This is a genomic window from Streptomyces mutabilis (genome assembly GCF_014649815.1).
GTDB lineage: Bacteria > Actinomycetota > Actinomycetes > Streptomycetales > Streptomycetaceae > Streptomyces > Streptomyces mutabilis.
Genome location: NZ_BMTT01000035.1, coordinates 1 through 17,329, shown reverse-complemented (window position 1 = coordinate 17,329; position 17,329 = coordinate 1). Strand labels below are relative to the sequence as shown.

Below are 17,329 nucleotides of genomic sequence, written 5' to 3'. Positions count from 1 at the left end.
ACCCACCGGCGTGCCGTACCTCCGCGGCCTCGTGCACGGGACGCTGCCAGTCGGGTGACAGGCCGGTCAGGGAGTTCGCCGCCGAGTTCACGGAGCCCAGCGGGGAGTTCGGCCGACGACCCGCAGCAGCAGCACCGACCGCCCCGGTACCGTGATCCCGGTGCCCGCCGGGTACGACCCGCCCGGCGCCTCGGCCTGTGCCTCCTCGCTGGTGTCGACGACCACCTCGTACCGCTCCGCCCACGGTTCGGCCGGGAGGACGAAGGCGGCGGAGTGCTCCCCGGCGTGCAGGACGGCCAGGAAGCTGTCGTCGGCGATCGGCGCGCCGCGCTCGTCCCGGCCCGGGATGTCCCGCCCGGAGAGGAACATGCCCAGGGTGGCGGCGGGGGCGTACCAGTCCCGTTCGGTCATCTCGGTGCCCCGCGTTGTGAACCAGGCCAGGTCGCGCAGGCCGTCCGCGGAGTGCGCGCGGCCGGAGAAGAAGGCCCGGCGCCGCAGCACCGGGTGCCGGTGGCGCAGCGCGATCAGCCGGGAGGTCAGCTCGAACAGGGGGCGCCAGTCCGGGTCGTCCAGCAGGCTCCAGTCCAGCCAGCTGATCTCGTTGTCCTGGCAGTAGGCGTTGTTGCTGCCGCCCTGTGTGCGGCCGAACTCGTCGCCCGCGACCAGCATCGGCACCCCGGTCGACAGGAGCAGAGTCGTCAGCAGGTTGCGCAGCTGGCGTCGCCTGAGCGCCCGTACCTCTTCGTCGTCCGTCTCCCCTTCCGTGCCGCAGTTCCAGGACCGGTTGTCGTCCGTGCCGTCCCGGTTGCCCTCGCCGTTGGCCTCGTTGTGCTTGCGCTCGTAGGAGACCAGGTCGCGGAGGGTGAAGCCGTCGTGCGCGGTGACGAAGTTGACCGAGGCGTACGGGCGCCGGCCGCCCCACGCGTACAGGTCGCTGGAGCCCGACAGGCGATAACCCATCTCCCGGACGTCGGGCAGCGCGTGCCGCCAGAAGTCCCTCACCGCGTTGCGGTAGCGGTCGTTCCACTCCGTCCACAGGGGCGGGAACGCTCCCACCCGGTAGCCGCCCGAGCCGACGTCCCACGGCTCGGCGATCAGCTTGACCCGCCGCAGCACAGGGTCCTGCGCGATCACCGCGAGGAAGGGGGAGAGCATGTCGACGTCGTGCATCGAGCGGGCCAGCGCCGCCGCCAGGTCGAAGCGGAAGCCGTCCACGCCCATCTCCGTCACCCAGTACCGCAGTGAGTCGGTGATCAGGCGCAGCACGTGCGGCTGGACGACGTGCAGGGTGTTGCCGCAGCCGGTGTAGTCGGCGTAGCGGCGCGCGTCGGGCTGGAGGCGGTAGTAGCCGCGGTTGTCGATGCCCTTGAGGGAGAGCGTCGGGCCCAGCTCGCCCGCCTCCGCCGTGTGGTTGTAGACCACGTCGAGGATGACCTCGATGCCCGCCGCGTGCAGCGCGCGGACCATCCGCTTGAACTCGCCGACCTGCTCACCGGTGGTGCCGGAGGCGGCGTAGGCGGCGTGCGGGGCGAAGTAGCCGATGGAGTTGTAGCCCCAGTAGTTCTTCAGGCCGCGCTCCAGCAGGTGGCTCTCGTGCGCGAACTGGTGCACCGGCAGCAGCTCCACCGCCGTCACGCCCAGCTGCTTCAGGTGCTCGATCGCGGCCGGGTGCGCGAGGCCGGCGTACGTGCCGCGCAGCTCGGGCGGGATGTCCGGGTGGAGCTTGGTGAAGCCGCGCACGTGCAGCTCGTAGATGACCGAGTCCGCCCACGGGGTCTTGGGCCTGCGGTCGTCCGACCAGTCGTCGTCGTCGTGGACCACGACGCCTTTCGGGACGCACGGCGCCGAGTCCCGGTCGTCGCGCACGGTGTCCGCCACGTACTGCTCCGGCCAGTCCCGGACGTGCCCGTACACCTCGGCGGGCAGCGCGAAGTCGCCGTCGACCGCGCGGGCGTACGGGTCGAGCAGCAGCTTCGCCGGGTTCCAGCGGGCGCCGGTCCACGGGTCCCAGCGGCCGTGCACCCGGTAGCCGTAGCGCTGCCCCGGCCGCACACCCGGTACGAAACCGTGCCAGATCTCGTGCGTCAGCTCGGTCAGCCGCACCCGGCTCTCCCTGCCACCGGGACCAGACTCGTCGAAGAGGCACAGCTCGACCGCCTCCGCCCCGCCCGCCCACAAGGCGAAGTTCGTCCCCGCCGTGCCGTCCGGGCCGGTCCGGAACCTGGCGCCCAGCGGCACCGGTGTCCCCGGCCACGCCGGCACGGCGGGCGGCGGCGCGGCACGCCGTGCGCCGTTCACCAGGACGGCGGGGCGCGCCGGCCCGTCCTCGGCGGCCTGATTCCCGGCCGTCGCCTCCTGCTCGGCTGCGCTGGACACCTGTCAGCCTCCTGCGGCTCGTGGAACGACGTGCCAGGGCGGGAAGACGGGAAAAGGGCGCGCGGTGTCCCGACCGCCGCACCCCGTCGCGTCGTCCTCCCCAGTGTTCTGCCCACCGCATGGCTCGCACTCACGTTTCCCCAGGGCGGACCGGTCGTTACGGGTGGATGTGAGGCACGTACATGGGCGCGCACGGCGCGCGGCGACCGCTCTGGCCGCCGTACTGACATGGGCCGGACTGCTGGCCGGGACCGTCGGATGCACCTCGGGCGGCGGCGGCATCGGCTCGGACATCGGCGAGATGCTCGGCAAACCACCCGCCGCCGAGGACGTCATCCGCATCACCCCGGACGACGGCAGCAAGGCCGTCCGGCCGGAGAAGAAGCTGTCGGTGCGGGTGCCCGACGGCCGGCTGGAGTCGGTGAAGGTCGTCAAGTCGCAGGACGCCCAGGAGACCGAGGTCCCCGGCCGGATCTCCGAGGACGGCCTGCGCTGGGAACCCGACGACCGGCGGCTGGCCCTGGCCGCCAAGTACACCGTCGACGCGGTCGCCCTGGACGGCCACGGCCGCCGCTCCGCGCGGCACACCACCTTCACCACCTACGTCCCCGACGAGCGCTTCATCGCCTACGTCGCACCCGAGAACCGCTCCGTCGTCGGCACCGGCATGATCGTTTCGCTCCAGTTCAGCGACCGGATCACCGACCGCGCCGCCGTCGAACGCGCCGTCACGGTGACCGCGCGGCCCCCGGTCGAGGTCCGCCCCCACTGGTTCGGCAATGACCGCCTCGACCTGCGCCCCGAGAAGTACTGGAAGCCCGGCACCGAGGTCACCGTCGCCCTGAAGCTGCGCGACGTCGAGGGCGCGAAGGGGGTGTACGGCCTCCAGCACAAGTCGTTCTCCTTCACCGTCGGCCGCAGTCAGGTCTCGCTCGTCGACGCGACGAAGCGGACCATGGAGGTACGCCGGGACGGCACCCTCCTCACCACCGTGCCGATCACGGCGGGGGCCCCGGCGACCCCGACCTACAACGGCAAGATGGTCATCACCGAGATGCTCGACGTGACCCGCATGAACAGCCGCACGGTCGGCTTCGGCGGCGAGTACGACATCCCCGACGTCCCGCACGCCATCCGTCTGACCAGCTCCGGCACCTTTCTGCACGGCAACTACTGGGCGCCCGCCGGCACCTTCGGCCGTGCCAACGTCAGCCACGGCTGCGTCGGGCTGCGCGACGTCAAGGGCGGCGGTTCCGACACCCCGGCGGGCTGGTTCTTCGACCGCAGCCTCATCGGCGACGTCGTCGAGGTGGTCAACAGCAAGGACAAGACGGTCGCGCCCGACAACGGCCTCGGCGGCTGGAACATGAGCTGGAAGAAGTGGAAGGCGGGCAGCGCGGTGAAGTGACCCCGGCGTGACGCCCGCGTGATCTCGTCGTGTTTCCGGCGACACCGGCCCGCCAACTCGGTACGGAACGGTGACATTTTCCCTGTCCCTCACCTCCCTGGCCTGCGGTTACGATGCGCCCGTGCGCGTCGGCGCACTGGGGCGCGGGCCGGAGCGGGCCCGGCGAGGGGAGACGAGTTGAACGTGCGTCCGATATCGGGGGCGTCGCCGGCGGGATCCCGGGGGCGGGGCGGCAGGGGACGCGGCAGGGCACTGCCGGCGTTGGCACTGGGCGTGCTGCTGACACTCACCGCGTGCGGCGGGGGAGGGTCCGGGGCGGGCGACGGCGGCAAGAACGCCAAGGACTCCTCAGCGGCACAGAGCAAGCAGTCCGAGGCCGTCGTGAGCATCGCCCCGGAGGACGGGGCCGAGGGCGTCGACACCAGCGGCGCCCTGAAGATAGGCGCCACGAAGGGCAAGCTGACCGAGGTCGTCGTCAAGAACGCCGACGGCGCGGAAATCGACGGGAAGATATCCGGCGACGGCGCCACCTGGACGCCGTCCACCCACCTGGCCGCCGCCACGACGTACACGGTGCACGCGGTCGCCAAGGACTCCGAGGGCCGCACGGCCGCCGAGGACACCCGCTTCACCACCCTGACGCCGAAGAACACCTTCATCGGCCACTTCACACCCGAGGACGGCTCGAAGGTCGGCGTCGGCATGCCGTTCTCGATCCGCTTCACCCGGGGCATCACCAACCCCGAGGACGTCGAGAAGGCCATCCGCATCAAGACCGAGCCGGCCGTCGAGGTGGCGGGCCACTGGTTCGGCAACGACCGCCTCGACTTCCGCCCGGAGAAGTACTGGAAGGCCGGCACCGAGGTCACCGTCGACCTCAACCTCGACGGCGTCGAGGGCCGCGACGGCGTCTACGGCGAGCAGGCCAAGACCGTCTCCTTCACTGTCGGCCGCAGCCAGGTCTCCGTCGTCGACGCCAAGAAGCTCACCATGAAGGTCGTGCGCGACGGCAAGACGATCAGGACCGTCCCCATCACCACCGGCGCTCCAGGCTACGAGACCTGGAACGGCCAGATGGTCATCACCGAGCGGCTCCCCGTGACCCGCATGAACGGCGAGACCGTCGGCTACGGCGGCGAGTACGACATCAAGGACGTCCCGCACGCCATGCGCCTGTCCACCTCCGGCACCTTCATCCACGGCAACTACTGGGGCGGCGACGCTTTCGGCAACCGCAACTCCAGCCACGGCTGCATAGGTCTGCGCGACGTGCGCGGCGGCTGGGACGAGAAGGCGCCGGCCGCCTGGTTCTTCGAGAACTCGCTCATCGGCGACGTGGTCGTGGTGAAGAACTCCAACGACGCGACCATCGCCCCGGACAACGGCCTCAACGGCTGGAACATGTCCTGGGAGAAGTGGAAGGCGTAGCCCCACCCGGGCACGGCCCCGGTGTCCGCGATCCTCGACGTGAGGCACGGCACCGGGGCCGCCGCCGTCGGTCCCCGTGCGGTGCCTGCCCGGGGGCGCCCCCCCCGGTCCCCCGGCCGAGTGTGAGCGACGGCACCGACCGGGTTTCCGTTAGCCCCCGTTAACCTGCTGGCATGACCGTTTCACTCGAAGTCGCGGACGGCGTCGGCACGCTGCGCCTGGACCGCCCGCCCATGAACGCGCTGGACGTCGCCACGCAGGACCGGCTCAAGGAACTCGCCGAGGAGGTCACGCGCCGCGACGACGTACGCGCCGTCGTCGTGTACGGCGGCGAAAAGGTGTTCGCGGCGGGTGCGGACATCAAGGAGATGCAGGTGATGGACCACGCGGCGATGATCGCGCGCTCCCGTGCCCTGCAGGACTCCTTCACGGCGGTGGCCCGCATCCCCAAGCCGGTGGTCGCGGCGGTGACCGGGTACGCCCTCGGTGGGGGCTGCGAGCTCGCGCTCTGCGCCGACTTCCGCATCGCCGGGGAGAACGCCAAACTGGGCCAGCCCGAGATCCTGCTCGGCCTGATCCCCGGCGCGGGCGGCACTCAGCGGCTGTCCCGGCTGATCGGTCCCTCCAAGGCCAAGGACCTCATCTTCACCGGCCGCCAGGTCAGGGCCGACGAGGCGCTCGCACTCGGCCTGGTGGACCGCGTCGTACCGGCCGCCGAGGTCTACGAGCAGGCGCACGCCTGGGCCGCGCGACTCGCCAAGGGGCCCGCGATCGCGCTGCGCGCGGCGAAGGAGTCGATCGACACAGGTCTGGAGACGGACATCGAGACGGGTCTCGCCGTCGAGCGGAACTGGTTCGCGGGTCTGTTCGCGACCGAGGACCGCGAACGCGGGATGCGCAGCTTCGTGGAAGAGGGCCCCGGGAAGGCGAAGTTCCTGTAGCGGGTCTCGCGCGCCTCACCTCGAACCGCGGCCGAGCCACTTGCAATTGACGCGGTGTCTGATTCGGGGTCCCTCGATGGGGCGGTTTATGGCAGCCTTGACGCACCATTGAGCGCGTCTTGTCGAGGGAGTCCGTCGCTTGTCTGCGGCCGAGCTGTCCGCGCAGGTCAGTGGGGCTGTTTCCGGTCCCGAAATGACTGCGGCATATGCCGATCGACTGTCATCGGGCCGGGGCCTCGCGGGGGTGTATTCCCCGGGAACGGCCCCGGAGCCCTTTGGGGGCGGCCATGATGGGGGCATGGCGGGGCTGGAGGGTATGGAACAGCCGCGGGGAGCCGGACGTGCGACCGCGGCGCGCTGGTCGCCGGCGGTCGAGGACGAACACGCGATCAAAGCGCTGGAGTTGTTCGGCAATCCCACGGAGTGCGAAGTTCCGTTACCGTCCCGCCCCGAGTCCGCCGCCACCGCCCGCCGACTGGCCCAGGTCATCGCCCTGCGCCAGTGGCAACTCGGCCCCCGCGTCACGGAGGACACCGTCCTGCTCGTCTCCGAACTGGTGGGCAACGCCGTGCGTCACACCGGAGCCCGCGTCTTCGGTCTCCATATGCGCCGCTGCCCCGGCTTGATCCGCGTCGAGGTCCGCGACCCCTCGCGGGGGCTGCCGTGTCTGATGCCGGTGCAGGACACGGACATCAGCGGGCGGGGCCTCTTCCTCGTCGACAAGCTGTCCGACCGCTGGGGCGTCGATCTGCTGCCGCGCGGCAAGACGACCTGGTTCGAGATGCGAGTCGCCGACCGCTGAGGGTCCGTCTCCCCCCGAGGGCAGGCCGGTTCGCCGGACATGCCACCTACGGGTGAAGGTCCGGAGCCTGTCGCTCCGCACCCGGGATCGTGAGCCGCATGTTCACCACTCGCCTGGGCCGCCGGGGCGCCGCCGCCGTCCTGTCCCTGTCCGCCGTCCTCGCCACCACGGCCGCCGCCCCCGGAACGGCGGCCACGACGACCGCCCCCGCCAAGGCCGCTCCCGCCTGCCCGCAGTCCGACGACAAGCTCAAGGCCGCCGCCGACCCCGGCGTGGACCTCGACCGCATCACGCCCGAGCCGGTCTGGCGGACCACGTGCGGCACCCTCTACCGCAGCGACAGCCGGGGCCCGCAGGTCGTCTTCGAAGAGGGCTTCCACGCCAAGGACGTCCGCAACGGCCAGTACGACTTCGAGAAGTACGTCCTCGTCAACCAGCCCTCGCCGTACGTCTCGACCACCTACGACCACGACCTCTACAAGACTCGGTGCAAGTCCGGCTACAACTACTACGTCGACGCCCCCGGCGGCATCGACGTCAACAGGACCATCGGCGACACCCACAAGTGGGCCGACCAGGTCGAGGTCGCCTTCCCTGGCGGCATCAAGAGGCAGTACATCATCGGCGTCTGCCCGGTCGACCGGCAGACCAAGACCGAGATCATGAGCGAGTGCGAGAGCAACCCGCACTACAAGCCCTGGCACTGAGCGGCGCGGCTCAGTGCCGCAGCAGCAGCGCCTCCGCTCCCACCGGCCGGTAGCCCGCCGCCTGGAACGCCCGCAGGCTGCGTGCGTTCCCCGCCGCGACCTGCGCCCACACCGTCTCGCCCCCGGCCAGGTGCCGTGCCGCCGCCACCAGGCGCCGCCCCAGCCCCCGGTGCCGCACCCCCTCCGCCACCTCGACCGCGACCTCCAGCCGCCCGGCGACCCCACGGCCCAGCACCAGCACGCCGCCGTCCGCCGTCCACACCCGCACCCCGTCGCGCCGGCGGCCCGCCGAGACCACCCGGGGATGCGCGGGATCGGGGACCTCCGTCAACGCGACGCCCGGCCGGCCCGGCAGCGGAGCGCCGGTCAGCAGCACGTCGATCGTGTCGGTGGCCCGCCCCGTGCGCGCCGCGAGGGCCGCCAGGAACCCGAAGTTCAGGGTCGCGGCCAGTGGATCGCAGCGCAGCGCGCCCAGCGTCTCGCGCACCCATCCCTCCTCCTCGTCCGTGAAGACGACCGAATGCGCCGTGAACGCGATAACCCCGGCATCGCGGTCCCCGTGCTGCCGCACCACGGTGGTCCCGCCGTCCGCCGCCGGGAAGACCCCCCGCGCCGCCGCCTCCAGAATGTCCCGCAGGCTCTGAGTCACACCGCGCTCCTTGAGTCTCCACCCACTGGAAGGCCCAGACTCACACACATGATCGACGACGGCACCGGACTGATGACCATCGGTGAACTGGCCCGCACCACCGGACTGACGGTGCGCACCATCCGCTACTGGTCCGACGAGGGCGCCCTGCCCCCGGTGACCCGCTCCACGGGCGGCTACCGCCTCTACGACGCCGAGTCCGTGGCCCGCCTGGAGCTGATCCGCACCCTGCGCGAACTGGGCCTCGGCCTGGACGCCGTAAGCCGCGTCCTGGCCGGCGAGACGACGGTCGCGCAGGTCGCGGCGGCCCACGTGAGCGCGCTGGACGCGCAGATCCGGTCCCTGCGGGTGACGCGCGCGGTGCTGTCGACCGTGGCGCGACGCGGCTCGACCCCGAAGGAGACGACCCTGATGAACAAACTGGCGCGACTGTCCGCCGCCGAACGGCGACGCATCATCGAGGACTTCATGGCGGAGGTCTTCGAAGGCATCGACACCGCGGACGCCGACATCCGCACCCGCCTGCGCTTCGCCGCGGCGGACCTGCCCGACGACCCCACCACCGAGCAGGTGGACGCATGGGTGGAACTGGCCGAGCTGATCCAGGACCCCGACTTCCGGGGGACGATGCGCCGGATGATCGAGTCCAACGCGGCGGACCGGGGGCCGGACGTTCCCACCGGCTCCTCCCTGTGGTTCGTGAGCCGTCTGGTGCGGCTCGCGGACGAGGCGCTGAGCGAGGGCGTCGCTCCGGACTCGCCCCGGGCCGCCGGCATTCTGCGCGCGCTGATCGGCGACGCCGACCCGGCCGTCGTGCGAGAACGCCTCACCTCGATGACGAACGTCCGCCTCGCGCGCTACCGGGAGCTGTCGGCGATCGTGAACGGCGTGGAGCCCCCGTCCGCCCACGAGGAGCAGTTCGGGTGGGTGGTCGCCGCACTGGGCGCCCGCACGGGCAGCTAATCTGACCTGCGTCAGACGCGTCCACAGGACGGGCGAGCACGGAAAAGAGGGGCGGATCGGTGGCGGACATCGAGGAAGCACGCAAGCAGTTCGAGCGGATCGACACGGACGGTGACGGCTTCATCACCGCGGCCGAGTTCAAGACCGCGCTGGCCCAGGGCGGCGACTGGAACGTCACCGAGTCGGTGGCCGAGGCGATCATCGCCGGCCGCGACCTCGACGGCGACAAGGTGCTGTCGTTCGACGAGTTCTGGGCGCACCTGAACAAGTAGCGACGCCACGAGGGGGCGCCCGTCCGGTCGCCGGGCGGGCGCCCCCTCGTGTGTCCGGTCAGGCGCCGTCCGCCCACTTCTTCAGCGCGGCCTTGTTCGAGAAGGCCGCCACGTTGGTGTCGACCGGATCGTCGGTGTACTGGTGGAAGCGCCACTCGGCCTGGATGCGGGGCTTGCCGGCCGACACGTAGTCGGCGATCCAGAGGCCGTCACCGGCGTACGAGGTCGTGTCGACGTTCAGCCAGAAGTTCCGGTTGCAGTACAGAATGACCCGGTTGTCCGGCCGCAGCTCCCGCACCTTCCGGATGAAGCGGTCCTTCTCCGAGTTGCTCGCGTGGGTGCCCTCGCCCGTCGTCTCCCAGTCGACGGCGAGGATGTCGCCCCTGCGGTCGGGCGCCTTGGAGACGAAGTACTCGGCCTGGGCCGTGAGGTTGCCCGGCCACAGGAAGTGGTAGAAGCCGACGACGAGACCGGCGTCGCGGGCCCGTTCCGTCTGGGCCGCGAGCTTGGGATTGATGTACGAACGGCCCTCCGTCGCCTTGATGAAGACGAAGGAGAGGCCGTCCGTGTCGTAGCTGGAGGACTGGTACGCGCTCACGTCGATGCCGCGCAGCATGCGGACTCCCTCGGATGCCGGTGGGGCTTGAGTTCCCTGGGGGCGGGAGTTGGTGTTATGCCCGGCATCGGCCGGCCGTACGCCGGGCGCGTGGACGCCCGGCGTCGGTCGGTGGTGAACGCCGGTCGGGTCAGGGGGCGGTGGTGGTGACCGCGGCCGCCGGGGCGCTCTCGTCGGCGGAGGCGGCCTCGCCCTCGTCCAGGGAGACGTCCTTGGTCTCCTTGCCGAGGAGCAGCGCGATCAGGGTCAGCACTGCCATCGCGGAGAGGTAGACGCCGACCAGCCACGGCGAGCCGTCCCCGGCCTCCCACAGCGCCACCGCGATGAACGGGGCGACGGCCGCGCCGAGGATCGAGCTGACGTTGTACGAGATGCCGGAACCGGTGTAGCGCACGCTGGTCGGGAACAGCTCGGGCAGCAGCGCTCCCATCGGGCCGAACGTCATGCCCATCAGCGTGAAGCCGAGCACCAGCCACAGCACCACGCCGAGCGTGCCGAGGCCGATCAGCGGCACCCACACCATGCCGAAGACCACGATCGCCGCCGTGATCCAGATCAGGGTGGTGCGGCGCCCGTACTTGTCGGCGAGGGGGCCGGAGACCAGCGTGAACACGGCGAAGAACAGCACGCCGAAGATCATCATCAGGACGAACGTGGTGTAGCTGTAGCCGAGCCCGGGCACGTCGGCGTCCTCGGCGGTGCGGCCGTAGCTCAGCGAGAACGTGGTCATCAGGTAGAAGAGCACGTACGTCGCCAGCATGATGAAGGTGCCGAGGATCAGCTGCTTCCAGTGGCCCTGGACCACGGTGGCCAGCGGCAGCTTGCGCACCTTCCCGGTTTCCTGCGTCTTGGTGAACACCGCCGACTCCACGAGCCGCGAGCGCACCCACAGGCCGATCGCGACCATCACGGCGGAGAACAGGAACGGGATGCGCCAGCCCCAACTGGTGAAGGCATCGGACGGCTGAGTGGGGTCGGCGCCGGCCGCGGACGGCAGCAGCGCGCCGATGATCAGGAACAGGCCGTTGCCGATGATGAAGCCGAGCGGGGCGCCGAGCTGCGGGAAGGTGCCGTACAGGGCGCGCTTGCCGCGGGGGGCGTTCTCGGTCGCGACCAGCGCCGCGCCGCTCCACTCGCCGCCGAGCGCGAAGCCCTGCGCGAGCCGCATCAGCACCAGCAGTGCGGTGGCGATCCAGCCGGCCTGCGCGTAGGTGGGCAGCACCCCGATGAGGAAGGTGGCGATGCCCATGGTGAGGAGCGAGACCACCAGCGTCCTCTTGCGGCCGAGCCGGTCACCGAGGTGCCCGAAGAAGACGGCACCGATCGGGCGGGCGACCATCGCGGCCCCGAAGACGGCGAACGACGACAGCAGGGCCGTGGTCGGGTCGCTGTTCGGGAAGAACAGCTGGGGGAAGACCAGTACGGCGGCGGTCGCGTAGATGTAGAAGTCGTAGAACTCGATCGTCGTGCCGATGAGGCTCGCGATGAGGACCCTCGACCGGGGGTTGACGGGGGTTTGGGCTGAGCCGGGGACTGGTGCGGGCATTGCTCGGTCTTTCATGCGAAACATGGGGACGGCAACGATCTCAGGCGTCTTGTGTTCCGGGAAGCTTGTGTCACTATGTGAGACGCCCGGATCGGGCCCGTTCGAGTACTTGGATATGCTCACCCGAGCTCGGGTGTACGAGGGGGAGGGCGGTCAGTGCTGACCGAGTCGGTGTTCCGGACCGATGCCCTTTCGCGGAGCGACCGGTTCGACTCTTGGCGGGAGCGCTTCGAGCGCACTATGGCGCCCTAGGAGATGCGCCGAGTATTTCTGGGCCCGCCAGCGGCTGCTGCACCTCGAGGACGCGTGGCTGGCCCGTGAGTGTCTGCGCGTCACGGTATCGGCGCACGCCCAGGATGATCCGGCAGTCCGACCCCGAGCTTCTCCACATGCCGGAGTGGGCTGGCCCTCGGCGCCCGTGGTGCGCGGCGATTCCGCCGGCACGGCGAGTACCTGGACAAGCAGTGTGCCGAACTCGGGATGTCCCAGTCTCTGACCAGCGGAAACACACATCGCGATGGGGCTGTGCGGGACGGCTGGGACACCGGCCCGCGATCTGACATGAGGATCGGCCCGGTGACTACCATGCTTGCGGTGCGCCGTGACATGAAGGGGGAGGAGTCGCCGATGGCCCAGTGGAAGGAACTGCCGGACGCGCTCGATGAGCCGGGGCGTCAGTTCGTGGCCGAGTTACGCCGGCTGAAGAGCGGCAGCGGTCTCAGCCTCGCCGCCCTGGCGGACCGTACGAGTTGCAGCAAGTCGTCCTGGGAGCGGTACCTCAACGGCTCGTACTTGCCACCGGCCGTTGTGGTGGAGGAGTTGGCCCGGCTCGGCGGTGGGGACGTGGACCGGACGCTTGCCCTGCGGTCCCTGGCGGAGGACAACTGGTCGGCGGGTGGCGAGGCGAGCAGCGCCGTCACGCCGGACGCCCCGCCCGAGCCGGGGGACGCCGAGCCCGTCGGGCCCGTGGACGCGGACGCGGCTGCCCCGCCCCGGCGGCCGACGCGCCGTACCGCCCTCACCGCGGCCGCGGTGGTCACGTTGGGGGTAGTGGCCGCGGCCATGGTTTTCCTGGTCTCCCGTGAGACGAGCGGAACCGTGAACGGCGACGACCGCCGCGGTGAGAAGGCCGCGTTCGTCTTCGAACCGGGCCGTACCCACGCCTGCGACATCCACCGCGAAGACGGCCTCCTGCACGCCGGACACAGCGACACGCGCGATGCCCTGCTCCAGCAGATCTCCACGAGTTGGGACGTGGTCGAGGCACAGTGTCTCCTGGCACACCGCGGCTACTCACCGGGCCTGGTCGACGGCGCCTACGGTGCGGAGACGGAGAAGGCGGTCAAGCGTTTCCAGGAGGCGGCCGGTCTCGTCACGGACGGGCACATGGGCCCCCACACCTGGGAAGCCCTGCGCCGGTGACGCGCCGGAGCGGGCCGGAACACGCTCTTCTCGTCCTCGCGCGCGAGCTGGCCGCGCTGCGCGCGCGTACGGGGCTGAGCCTGGACGCCCTCGCCCGGCGCACCACGGCGAGCAGGTCCTCCTGGCACCGCTACCTCAACGGAACCCTGCTGCCTCCGCGTGCCCTGGTCCAGGAACTGTGCGCGCTGGCGGACGAGCCTCCCGCCCGACTGCTCGCCCTGTGGGACCTCGCGGCCGAGCCCGCAGGTCCTCGCCCGACGTCGCCACCCCTGCCGTCCGAGCCCGGCCCGCAGCAGTCCCCGCCCTCCCGGGAACGCGTCCGCCCACGAATGAGCCGCCCCGTGCTGACGACCGTACTGGCCGGCGGCCTGGCACTGGCGGCCGTGCTCACGGCGGTCAACCTCCCGCGCGACTCCGGTTCCGATTCCCGGCCCGAGCCTCTGCGCCCCGGCTGCACGGGGACGGAGTGCACCGGTCGTTCCTCCCAGCCCCAGGCATGCGCCATCGCGGGTTCCGGTACCCGCACGGTCGCCGAACGGCGCCCTGAACGGGGACCGTCCATGGACATCCGGTACAGCCCGTTCTGCGAGGCGAGTTGGGCTCGGATCTGGTTCGGCCGGGTCGGCGACCGCGTCGAGATCAGCGCTCCGGGCCAGGGCACGCGCTGGACCGAGATCAAGGACAGGTTCGACGCCGAGGGCTACCTCTCCACCCCCATGGTCGGCGGTGGTCCCGACGGCCTGGAGGCATGTCTGATCCTCGGCGACACGGCGGAGCGCCACTGCCTCACGTCCTAGTGGACGACGACCTCGTGAGGGCCCCGGCAAGACGGTCCCGTCCCATGCCGTCCCGCGCGTCCCGGCTCGTCCCTGTCCGGGCGCCGTCACCGCAGGCCACCGCCTGGGACGTCCTCTCTTGCGAGCTGACGGCGGTCATCGCCCCCGGGCCGTGTCTTACTGGAGACGCCGCAGGCCACGGGGGTACTGCGGATCTGCGCCACACACTGCATAGGAGCAGCATGAGGTCACGTAAGTCGTTGGTCGGCTCGCTCGTAGCCGCGACCGTTCTCAGCGCGGGCATGGGCGTCACCGCCGCCGCGCCGGCCCAGGCCGCGGGCAAGGCGAGGCCGGTGCCCAGTTGCGTCAAGACCAACACGTACAACCAGGCCAGCGCCTACACCGTCCAGGTGAGGAACACCTGCAAGGGCGCGATGAGGGTCAAGGTCCAGATGAAGTACGGCACGGACCACCCCTGCACCAGGATCGCGAAGGGCAAGACCGTCTACTTCAACAGCAAGGGCATCAAGGTCTACAAGGCGACCGTCCGCTGCTGACCGACGTTCGCCGGCGCTCCGGCCCGGGCGGGTGCCGCACCTCGCGGCGCCCGCAGTCGGGCCGAGTCGTCTCCGCTCAGCACTCGATGATGTTGACCGCCAGCCCGCCCCGCGCCGTCTCCTTGTACTTGACCGACGTGCGAGGGGCGGTCCACGCCCGTAGGGACATCTCGGGAATTTCGGCCGGGAGGGGTCCCGCAGCCAGGCGTCCATCGCGGCGAGCCCTCGCTGCCCCGCACCGGGCACGAAGTGAGCGTAGTGGTCGAGTGTGACTTTCGGTGTCGAGTGCCCGAGCCATCTGGACAGGCCGACGAAGGTGCGGCAAGAGATGCGGTTGCCGTGCGACGAGGTGAGGATCAGGTTGACCGTGAGCGGCTTGCGCTGAGCTGGCGGCGGACGTGGACGACTCCAGCCGCGAAGTCGAAGTCCTCCTCGGCGAGACCGAAGGCTTCGCCTTGGCGCAACCCGAGGCCGATGCCGAGGTCGACCGCTATCCGGTAGCGCTCGTGAAGCGCCGCGCGTACCTCGTCGACGATTTCCCGTGACCACGCCTTGGCCTTGCTGCCGGTCGCACGTGAGGGCTGCAGGCGCTGGTCGCCAACGGCGCTGCCGAGGATCGAGGACAGGTGTCCCAGATCACCTCTGCTGTCGACTCCTCGACCCTTGCGAGCAACGCTGCCTTGAAGGCTCGCAGAGCCGAGGCGTCGATCTCACGCAGAGCGTAGTCACCCATCAAGGGCATGATGTGGTTCCAGATCCGACTACGCATCGGATCCGCCGTCGAAGGCTCGTCGGACCGGCCCGACCACCAGTGGTCGACGATGTAGTCGGCGAGGAGGACCTCACCCTTGCGGGGGTCAACGAACTCGCCACGACTTGAGTCGGTCTGGCGCTGGCGAGCCACTGCTTCGCGTCCTCGCTCGTGTGGAACGACCGGTCTTGAACGCCGGGAATCCCCTTGACCCGGTAGCGCGAAACCCTCTGGCTGCTGGGAACCGGCTCACGTGTCCTCCGGTCCGAAGCCCGGAACCCGCGGGCTACTCCGCCTCCAAAAGCTGCGCCACCCTACGGTTCCCCGGATTTCCCCTTCAGGAACCCACGACCCGTCGGCTTGGCGCAGGGGCGAGTTCGACTGGATGGTGCGGCTCGGCTGGGTCCGCCCCCGCAGTCGATGGAGGTCCGCTTCGGAATCAGCCGGGCCGCTGCTCGTCGACGCCGCCTCTTCCCCGTGTCCGGCGGGAGGGGCGGCGTTGGTATGACCGGGGCAGCGGAGTCGTGGGGTGCTGGCCAGTACGGCAGCGGGATGCGAGGGGTGTGGTCGGGGTCATGGAAACCGTCAATCCCGTCCCCGCGGCCTCTGTGGTGGGGCATCTGTTGGCGACTTTCTGATCTGCTTGCGCTGCACCTTGGAACCGGGTTCTCCCAGCGGCGGCCTGCAGACACACTCCCCGTCTCCGCAGTCTGCCCGTCTCCGCCCTCTCCACGGGGGCAGCACTCGCACTCACCGTCGCCGCGGCCACTGGCGTCGGCAGTGTCACCCTTGTGTCCAAGCTGGGACCTGATGCCGTCCGCGCGCGCCCCGCCTCCGACCTGCGCTGCACCGACTCCCAGTCCCCCCAGGTGTGTCTGTGGCCCGAACACGCTCACCGTCTCGCCGAAACAGCCCGGACAGTGAGCACCGCGGTCGAAGGTCTCCAGAACGTCGGAGTGCCGGCGCCGGAGACCGTCACCGAGGGAGGTCGACAGCCCAGCGTCGAACAGTGGACGATCACGGTCCGGCAGGACAAGCGTTTCACCGACCAGGACATCCTGGCCGGTCTGGGCACCGACCTCACCATGCTTCTGGTCAGCAGTCGGAGCGACGACAGCCGCACCGGCTGTCCGGAAGACCCGGCCCGGGCAGCCCAACGGGCATTCGATAGCGAAGCAGAGCTCTCCGGCTGGCTCTCTGTGCACGCGGGCATGAATCCTGAACAAGCGCGCCTCCGCTACGGCCCGCGGACTTGGGCATCCGTCTCACGCGTTCTCGACGGCAGCACGAACATCCAGATGGAGTGGTACCGCACCACTCTCGCCCAAGTACGGTGCATGCCGCGATGACCTGGTGGATCCGCGCCCGCCGCCTGCCCCTGATCCTGCTCGTGACAGCCGGATTCTGGGCCGTGGCACTCCTGGCGGGAAACATCAGCCTGCCGCTGCCCCAACTCGGCGGTGCCACCTCGGCGAACGTTCCGCTCGTTCTCTTCGCTCCGCTGGCACCGGCCATCGCCCTGAACACCGGCTACGGCACTCCCGCGCCCATCGAGGCAACAGCCGTGCGACGCACCGCGGCCTTCGACACCTTGCTGGCCGTCGCCGTCGTGCTGGCCACGGCCGCTGTCACCGCAGGTACGTTCGCGGCAGGGTGGACCGGTGGCGCCGACGATGCCTCAGCCGGGACTGCCGCCCGGAACCTGGCCTGCTATACCGGACTGGCTCTCGTCGGCAGGGCAACCCTCGGCAACCACGCCTCGACGGTGGTCCCGACTGTCCTCGCCCTGGCCGTCTCGGTCTTCGGCTACGGGCCCGAGCAGACAGCCCACTGGTGGGCCTGGCCCGCGGCGGACCCGTCCGACGCCCTCTCCTGGGCAGGCTCCGCTGCCCTGCTCGTGATCGGGCTGCACCAAACCGCTCAAGGCGACCGTCCGCACCGTCGGTAGTGTCAGAGGAACACAAACGTTCCGATCTCTTCCCCTTTGCTTCCTCAGCACTCGATGATGTTCACCGCCAGCCCGCCCCGCGCCGTCTCCTTGTACTTGACCGACATGTCGGCGCCGGTGTCCTTCATGGTCTTGATGACCTTGTCCAGGGACACCTTGTGCGAGCC

18 protein-coding genes are annotated in these 17,329 nt (G+C 70.4%); 13 read left to right on the top strand and 5 right to left on the bottom strand.

Going from position 1 to position 17,329, the window contains the following annotated elements; translation table 11 throughout:
- Positions 1–87: 87 nt before the first annotated feature.
- Positions 88–2,376: a glycogen debranching protein GlgX gene (gene glgX / locus IE142_RS33435; protein WP_191889209.1), complete on the bottom strand. Its 2,289-nt coding sequence runs from the start codon at positions 2,374–2,376 to the stop codon at positions 88–90.
- Between the two features lie 169 nt (positions 2,377–2,545).
- Between glgX and IE142_RS33430 the strand changes: the two genes are divergently transcribed.
- The 5 genes from IE142_RS33430 to IE142_RS33410 all read left to right on the top strand — a co-directional run bounded on the left by IE142_RS33430 (position 2,546) and on the right by IE142_RS33410 (position 7,662).
- Positions 2,546–3,784 (top strand): L,D-transpeptidase, encoded by a 1,239-nt coding sequence (locus tag IE142_RS33430; RefSeq protein WP_191889208.1) that lies wholly within the window; start codon positions 2,546–2,548, stop codon positions 3,782–3,784.
- 177 nt (positions 3,785–3,961) lie between these two features.
- Positions 3,962–5,212, top strand: a complete 1,251-nt coding sequence (locus tag IE142_RS33425) for a L,D-transpeptidase (RefSeq protein WP_370466442.1) — start codon at positions 3,962–3,964, stop codon at positions 5,210–5,212.
- Positions 5,213–5,385: 173 nt separating this feature from the next.
- Positions 5,386–6,153 carry an enoyl-CoA hydratase/isomerase family protein gene (locus tag IE142_RS33420; RefSeq protein WP_043379711.1) on the top strand — a complete coding sequence of 256 codons (768 nt, stop codon included), beginning with the start codon at positions 5,386–5,388 and terminating at the stop codon, positions 6,151–6,153.
- A gap of 298 nt (positions 6,154–6,451) precedes the next feature.
- Positions 6,452–6,955 carry an ATP-binding protein gene (locus IE142_RS33415; protein ID WP_191889206.1) on the top strand — a complete coding sequence of 168 codons (504 nt, stop codon included), beginning with the start codon at positions 6,452–6,454 and terminating at the stop codon, positions 6,953–6,955.
- A gap of 98 nt (positions 6,956–7,053) precedes the next feature.
- The gene (locus IE142_RS33410) at positions 7,054–7,662 is read left to right on the top strand and encodes an ADP-ribosyltransferase (protein WP_191889205.1); all 609 of its coding nucleotides are present in this window, start codon (positions 7,054–7,056) and stop codon (positions 7,660–7,662) included.
- A 10-nt stretch (positions 7,663–7,672) separates the two neighbouring features.
- Here IE142_RS33410 and IE142_RS33405 read toward each other — a convergent pair whose 3' ends face one another.
- On the bottom strand, positions 7,673–8,311 hold the full coding sequence (locus IE142_RS33405) for a GNAT family N-acetyltransferase (RefSeq protein WP_191889204.1): 639 nt from the start codon (positions 8,309–8,311) through the stop codon (positions 7,673–7,675).
- A 48-nt stretch (positions 8,312–8,359) separates the two neighbouring features.
- Between IE142_RS33405 and IE142_RS33400 the strand changes: the two genes are divergently transcribed.
- On the top strand, positions 8,360–9,274 hold the full coding sequence (locus tag IE142_RS33400; RefSeq protein ID WP_191889203.1) for a helix-turn-helix domain-containing protein: 915 nt from the start codon (positions 8,360–8,362) through the stop codon (positions 9,272–9,274).
- A gap of 59 nt (positions 9,275–9,333) precedes the next feature.
- Entirely contained in the window at positions 9,334–9,546 is a 213-nt protein-coding gene (locus IE142_RS33395) for an EF-hand domain-containing protein (RefSeq protein WP_043379704.1), read from the top strand.
- Positions 9,547–9,604: 58 nt separating this feature from the next.
- Here IE142_RS33395 and IE142_RS33390 read toward each other — a convergent pair whose 3' ends face one another.
- Positions 9,605–10,162, bottom strand: a complete 558-nt coding sequence (locus IE142_RS33390) for a glycoside hydrolase family 25 protein (RefSeq protein WP_191889202.1) — start codon at positions 10,160–10,162, stop codon at positions 9,605–9,607.
- A 130-nt stretch (positions 10,163–10,292) separates the two neighbouring features.
- Positions 10,293–11,708, bottom strand: coding sequence for an MFS transporter (locus IE142_RS33385; protein ID WP_191889201.1), 1,416 nt, complete (start codon positions 11,706–11,708; stop codon positions 10,293–10,295).
- 585 nt (positions 11,709–12,293) lie between these two features.
- Between IE142_RS33385 and IE142_RS33380 the strand changes: the two genes are divergently transcribed.
- The 6 genes from IE142_RS33380 (at position 12,294) to IE142_RS33355 (ending at position 17,162) form a co-directional block, all read left to right on the top strand.
- Positions 12,294–13,130 carry a peptidoglycan-binding protein gene (locus tag IE142_RS33380; RefSeq protein WP_229831133.1) on the top strand — a complete coding sequence of 279 codons (837 nt, stop codon included), beginning with the start codon at positions 12,294–12,296 and terminating at the stop codon, positions 13,128–13,130.
- Positions 13,127–13,927, top strand: coding sequence for a helix-turn-helix domain-containing protein (locus IE142_RS33375; RefSeq protein WP_191889200.1), 801 nt, complete (start codon positions 13,127–13,129; stop codon positions 13,925–13,927). The genes IE142_RS33380 and IE142_RS33375 overlap by 4 nt, the downstream gene beginning before the upstream one ends.
- 221 nt (positions 13,928–14,148) lie before the next feature.
- Positions 14,149–14,463 (top strand): alpha-amylase inhibitor, encoded by a 315-nt coding sequence (locus IE142_RS33370; protein WP_141658509.1) that lies wholly within the window; start codon positions 14,149–14,151, stop codon positions 14,461–14,463.
- A gap of 398 nt (positions 14,464–14,861) precedes the next feature.
- Positions 14,862–15,008, top strand: a complete 147-nt coding sequence (locus IE142_RS33365) for a hypothetical protein (protein WP_154693837.1) — start codon at positions 14,862–14,864, stop codon at positions 15,006–15,008.
- 997 nt (positions 15,009–16,005) lie between these two features.
- Positions 16,006–16,563 carry a DUF7224 domain-containing protein gene (locus IE142_RS33360; protein WP_440862277.1) on the top strand — a complete coding sequence of 186 codons (558 nt, stop codon included), beginning with the start codon at positions 16,006–16,008 and terminating at the stop codon, positions 16,561–16,563.
- A complete protein-coding gene (locus tag IE142_RS33355) occupies positions 16,560–17,162 on the top strand; it encodes a hypothetical protein (protein ID WP_191889198.1) in 603 nt (200 codons plus the stop codon). Before IE142_RS33360 ends, IE142_RS33355 begins: the two co-directional genes overlap by 4 nt.
- Before the next feature lie 44 nt (positions 17,163–17,206).
- On the opposite strand, the gene IE142_RS33350 is transcribed toward IE142_RS33355, so the two are convergent.
- Positions 17,207–17,329, bottom strand: a 123-nt coding sequence (locus IE142_RS33350; protein WP_191889197.1) for an L-serine ammonia-lyase, iron-sulfur-dependent, subunit alpha, incomplete at its 5' end; no start/stop codon positions are given.

What these genes read in the sequence shown, in the direction of transcription:
- IE142_RS33420 (WP_043379711.1), top strand. Translation starts at nt 5,386, where the DNA reads ATGACCGTTTCACTCGAAGTCGCGGACGGCGTCGGCACGCTGCGCCTG.
- IE142_RS33415 (WP_191889206.1), top strand. Translation starts at nt 6,452, where the DNA reads ATGGCGGGGCTGGAGGGTATGGAACAGCCGCGGGGAGCCGGACGTGCG.
- IE142_RS33410 (WP_191889205.1), top strand. Translation starts at nt 7,054, where the DNA reads ATGTTCACCACTCGCCTGGGCCGCCGGGGCGCCGCCGCCGTCCTGTCC.
- IE142_RS33400 (WP_191889203.1), top strand. Translation starts at nt 8,360, where the DNA reads ATGATCGACGACGGCACCGGACTGATGACCATCGGTGAACTGGCCCGC.
- IE142_RS33390 (WP_191889202.1), bottom strand. Translation starts at nt 10,162, where the DNA reads ATGCTGCGCGGCATCGACGTGAGCGCGTACCAGTCCTCCAGCTACGAC.
- IE142_RS33385 (WP_191889201.1), bottom strand. Translation starts at nt 11,708, where the DNA reads ATGCCCGCACCAGTCCCCGGCTCAGCCCAAACCCCCGTCAACCCCCGG.
- IE142_RS33380 (WP_229831133.1), top strand. Translation starts at nt 12,294, where the DNA reads ATGCTTGCGGTGCGCCGTGACATGAAGGGGGAGGAGTCGCCGATGGCC.
- IE142_RS33370 (WP_141658509.1), top strand. Translation starts at nt 14,149, where the DNA reads ATGAGGTCACGTAAGTCGTTGGTCGGCTCGCTCGTAGCCGCGACCGTT.
- IE142_RS33355 (WP_191889198.1), top strand. Translation starts at nt 16,560, where the DNA reads ATGACCTGGTGGATCCGCGCCCGCCGCCTGCCCCTGATCCTGCTCGTG.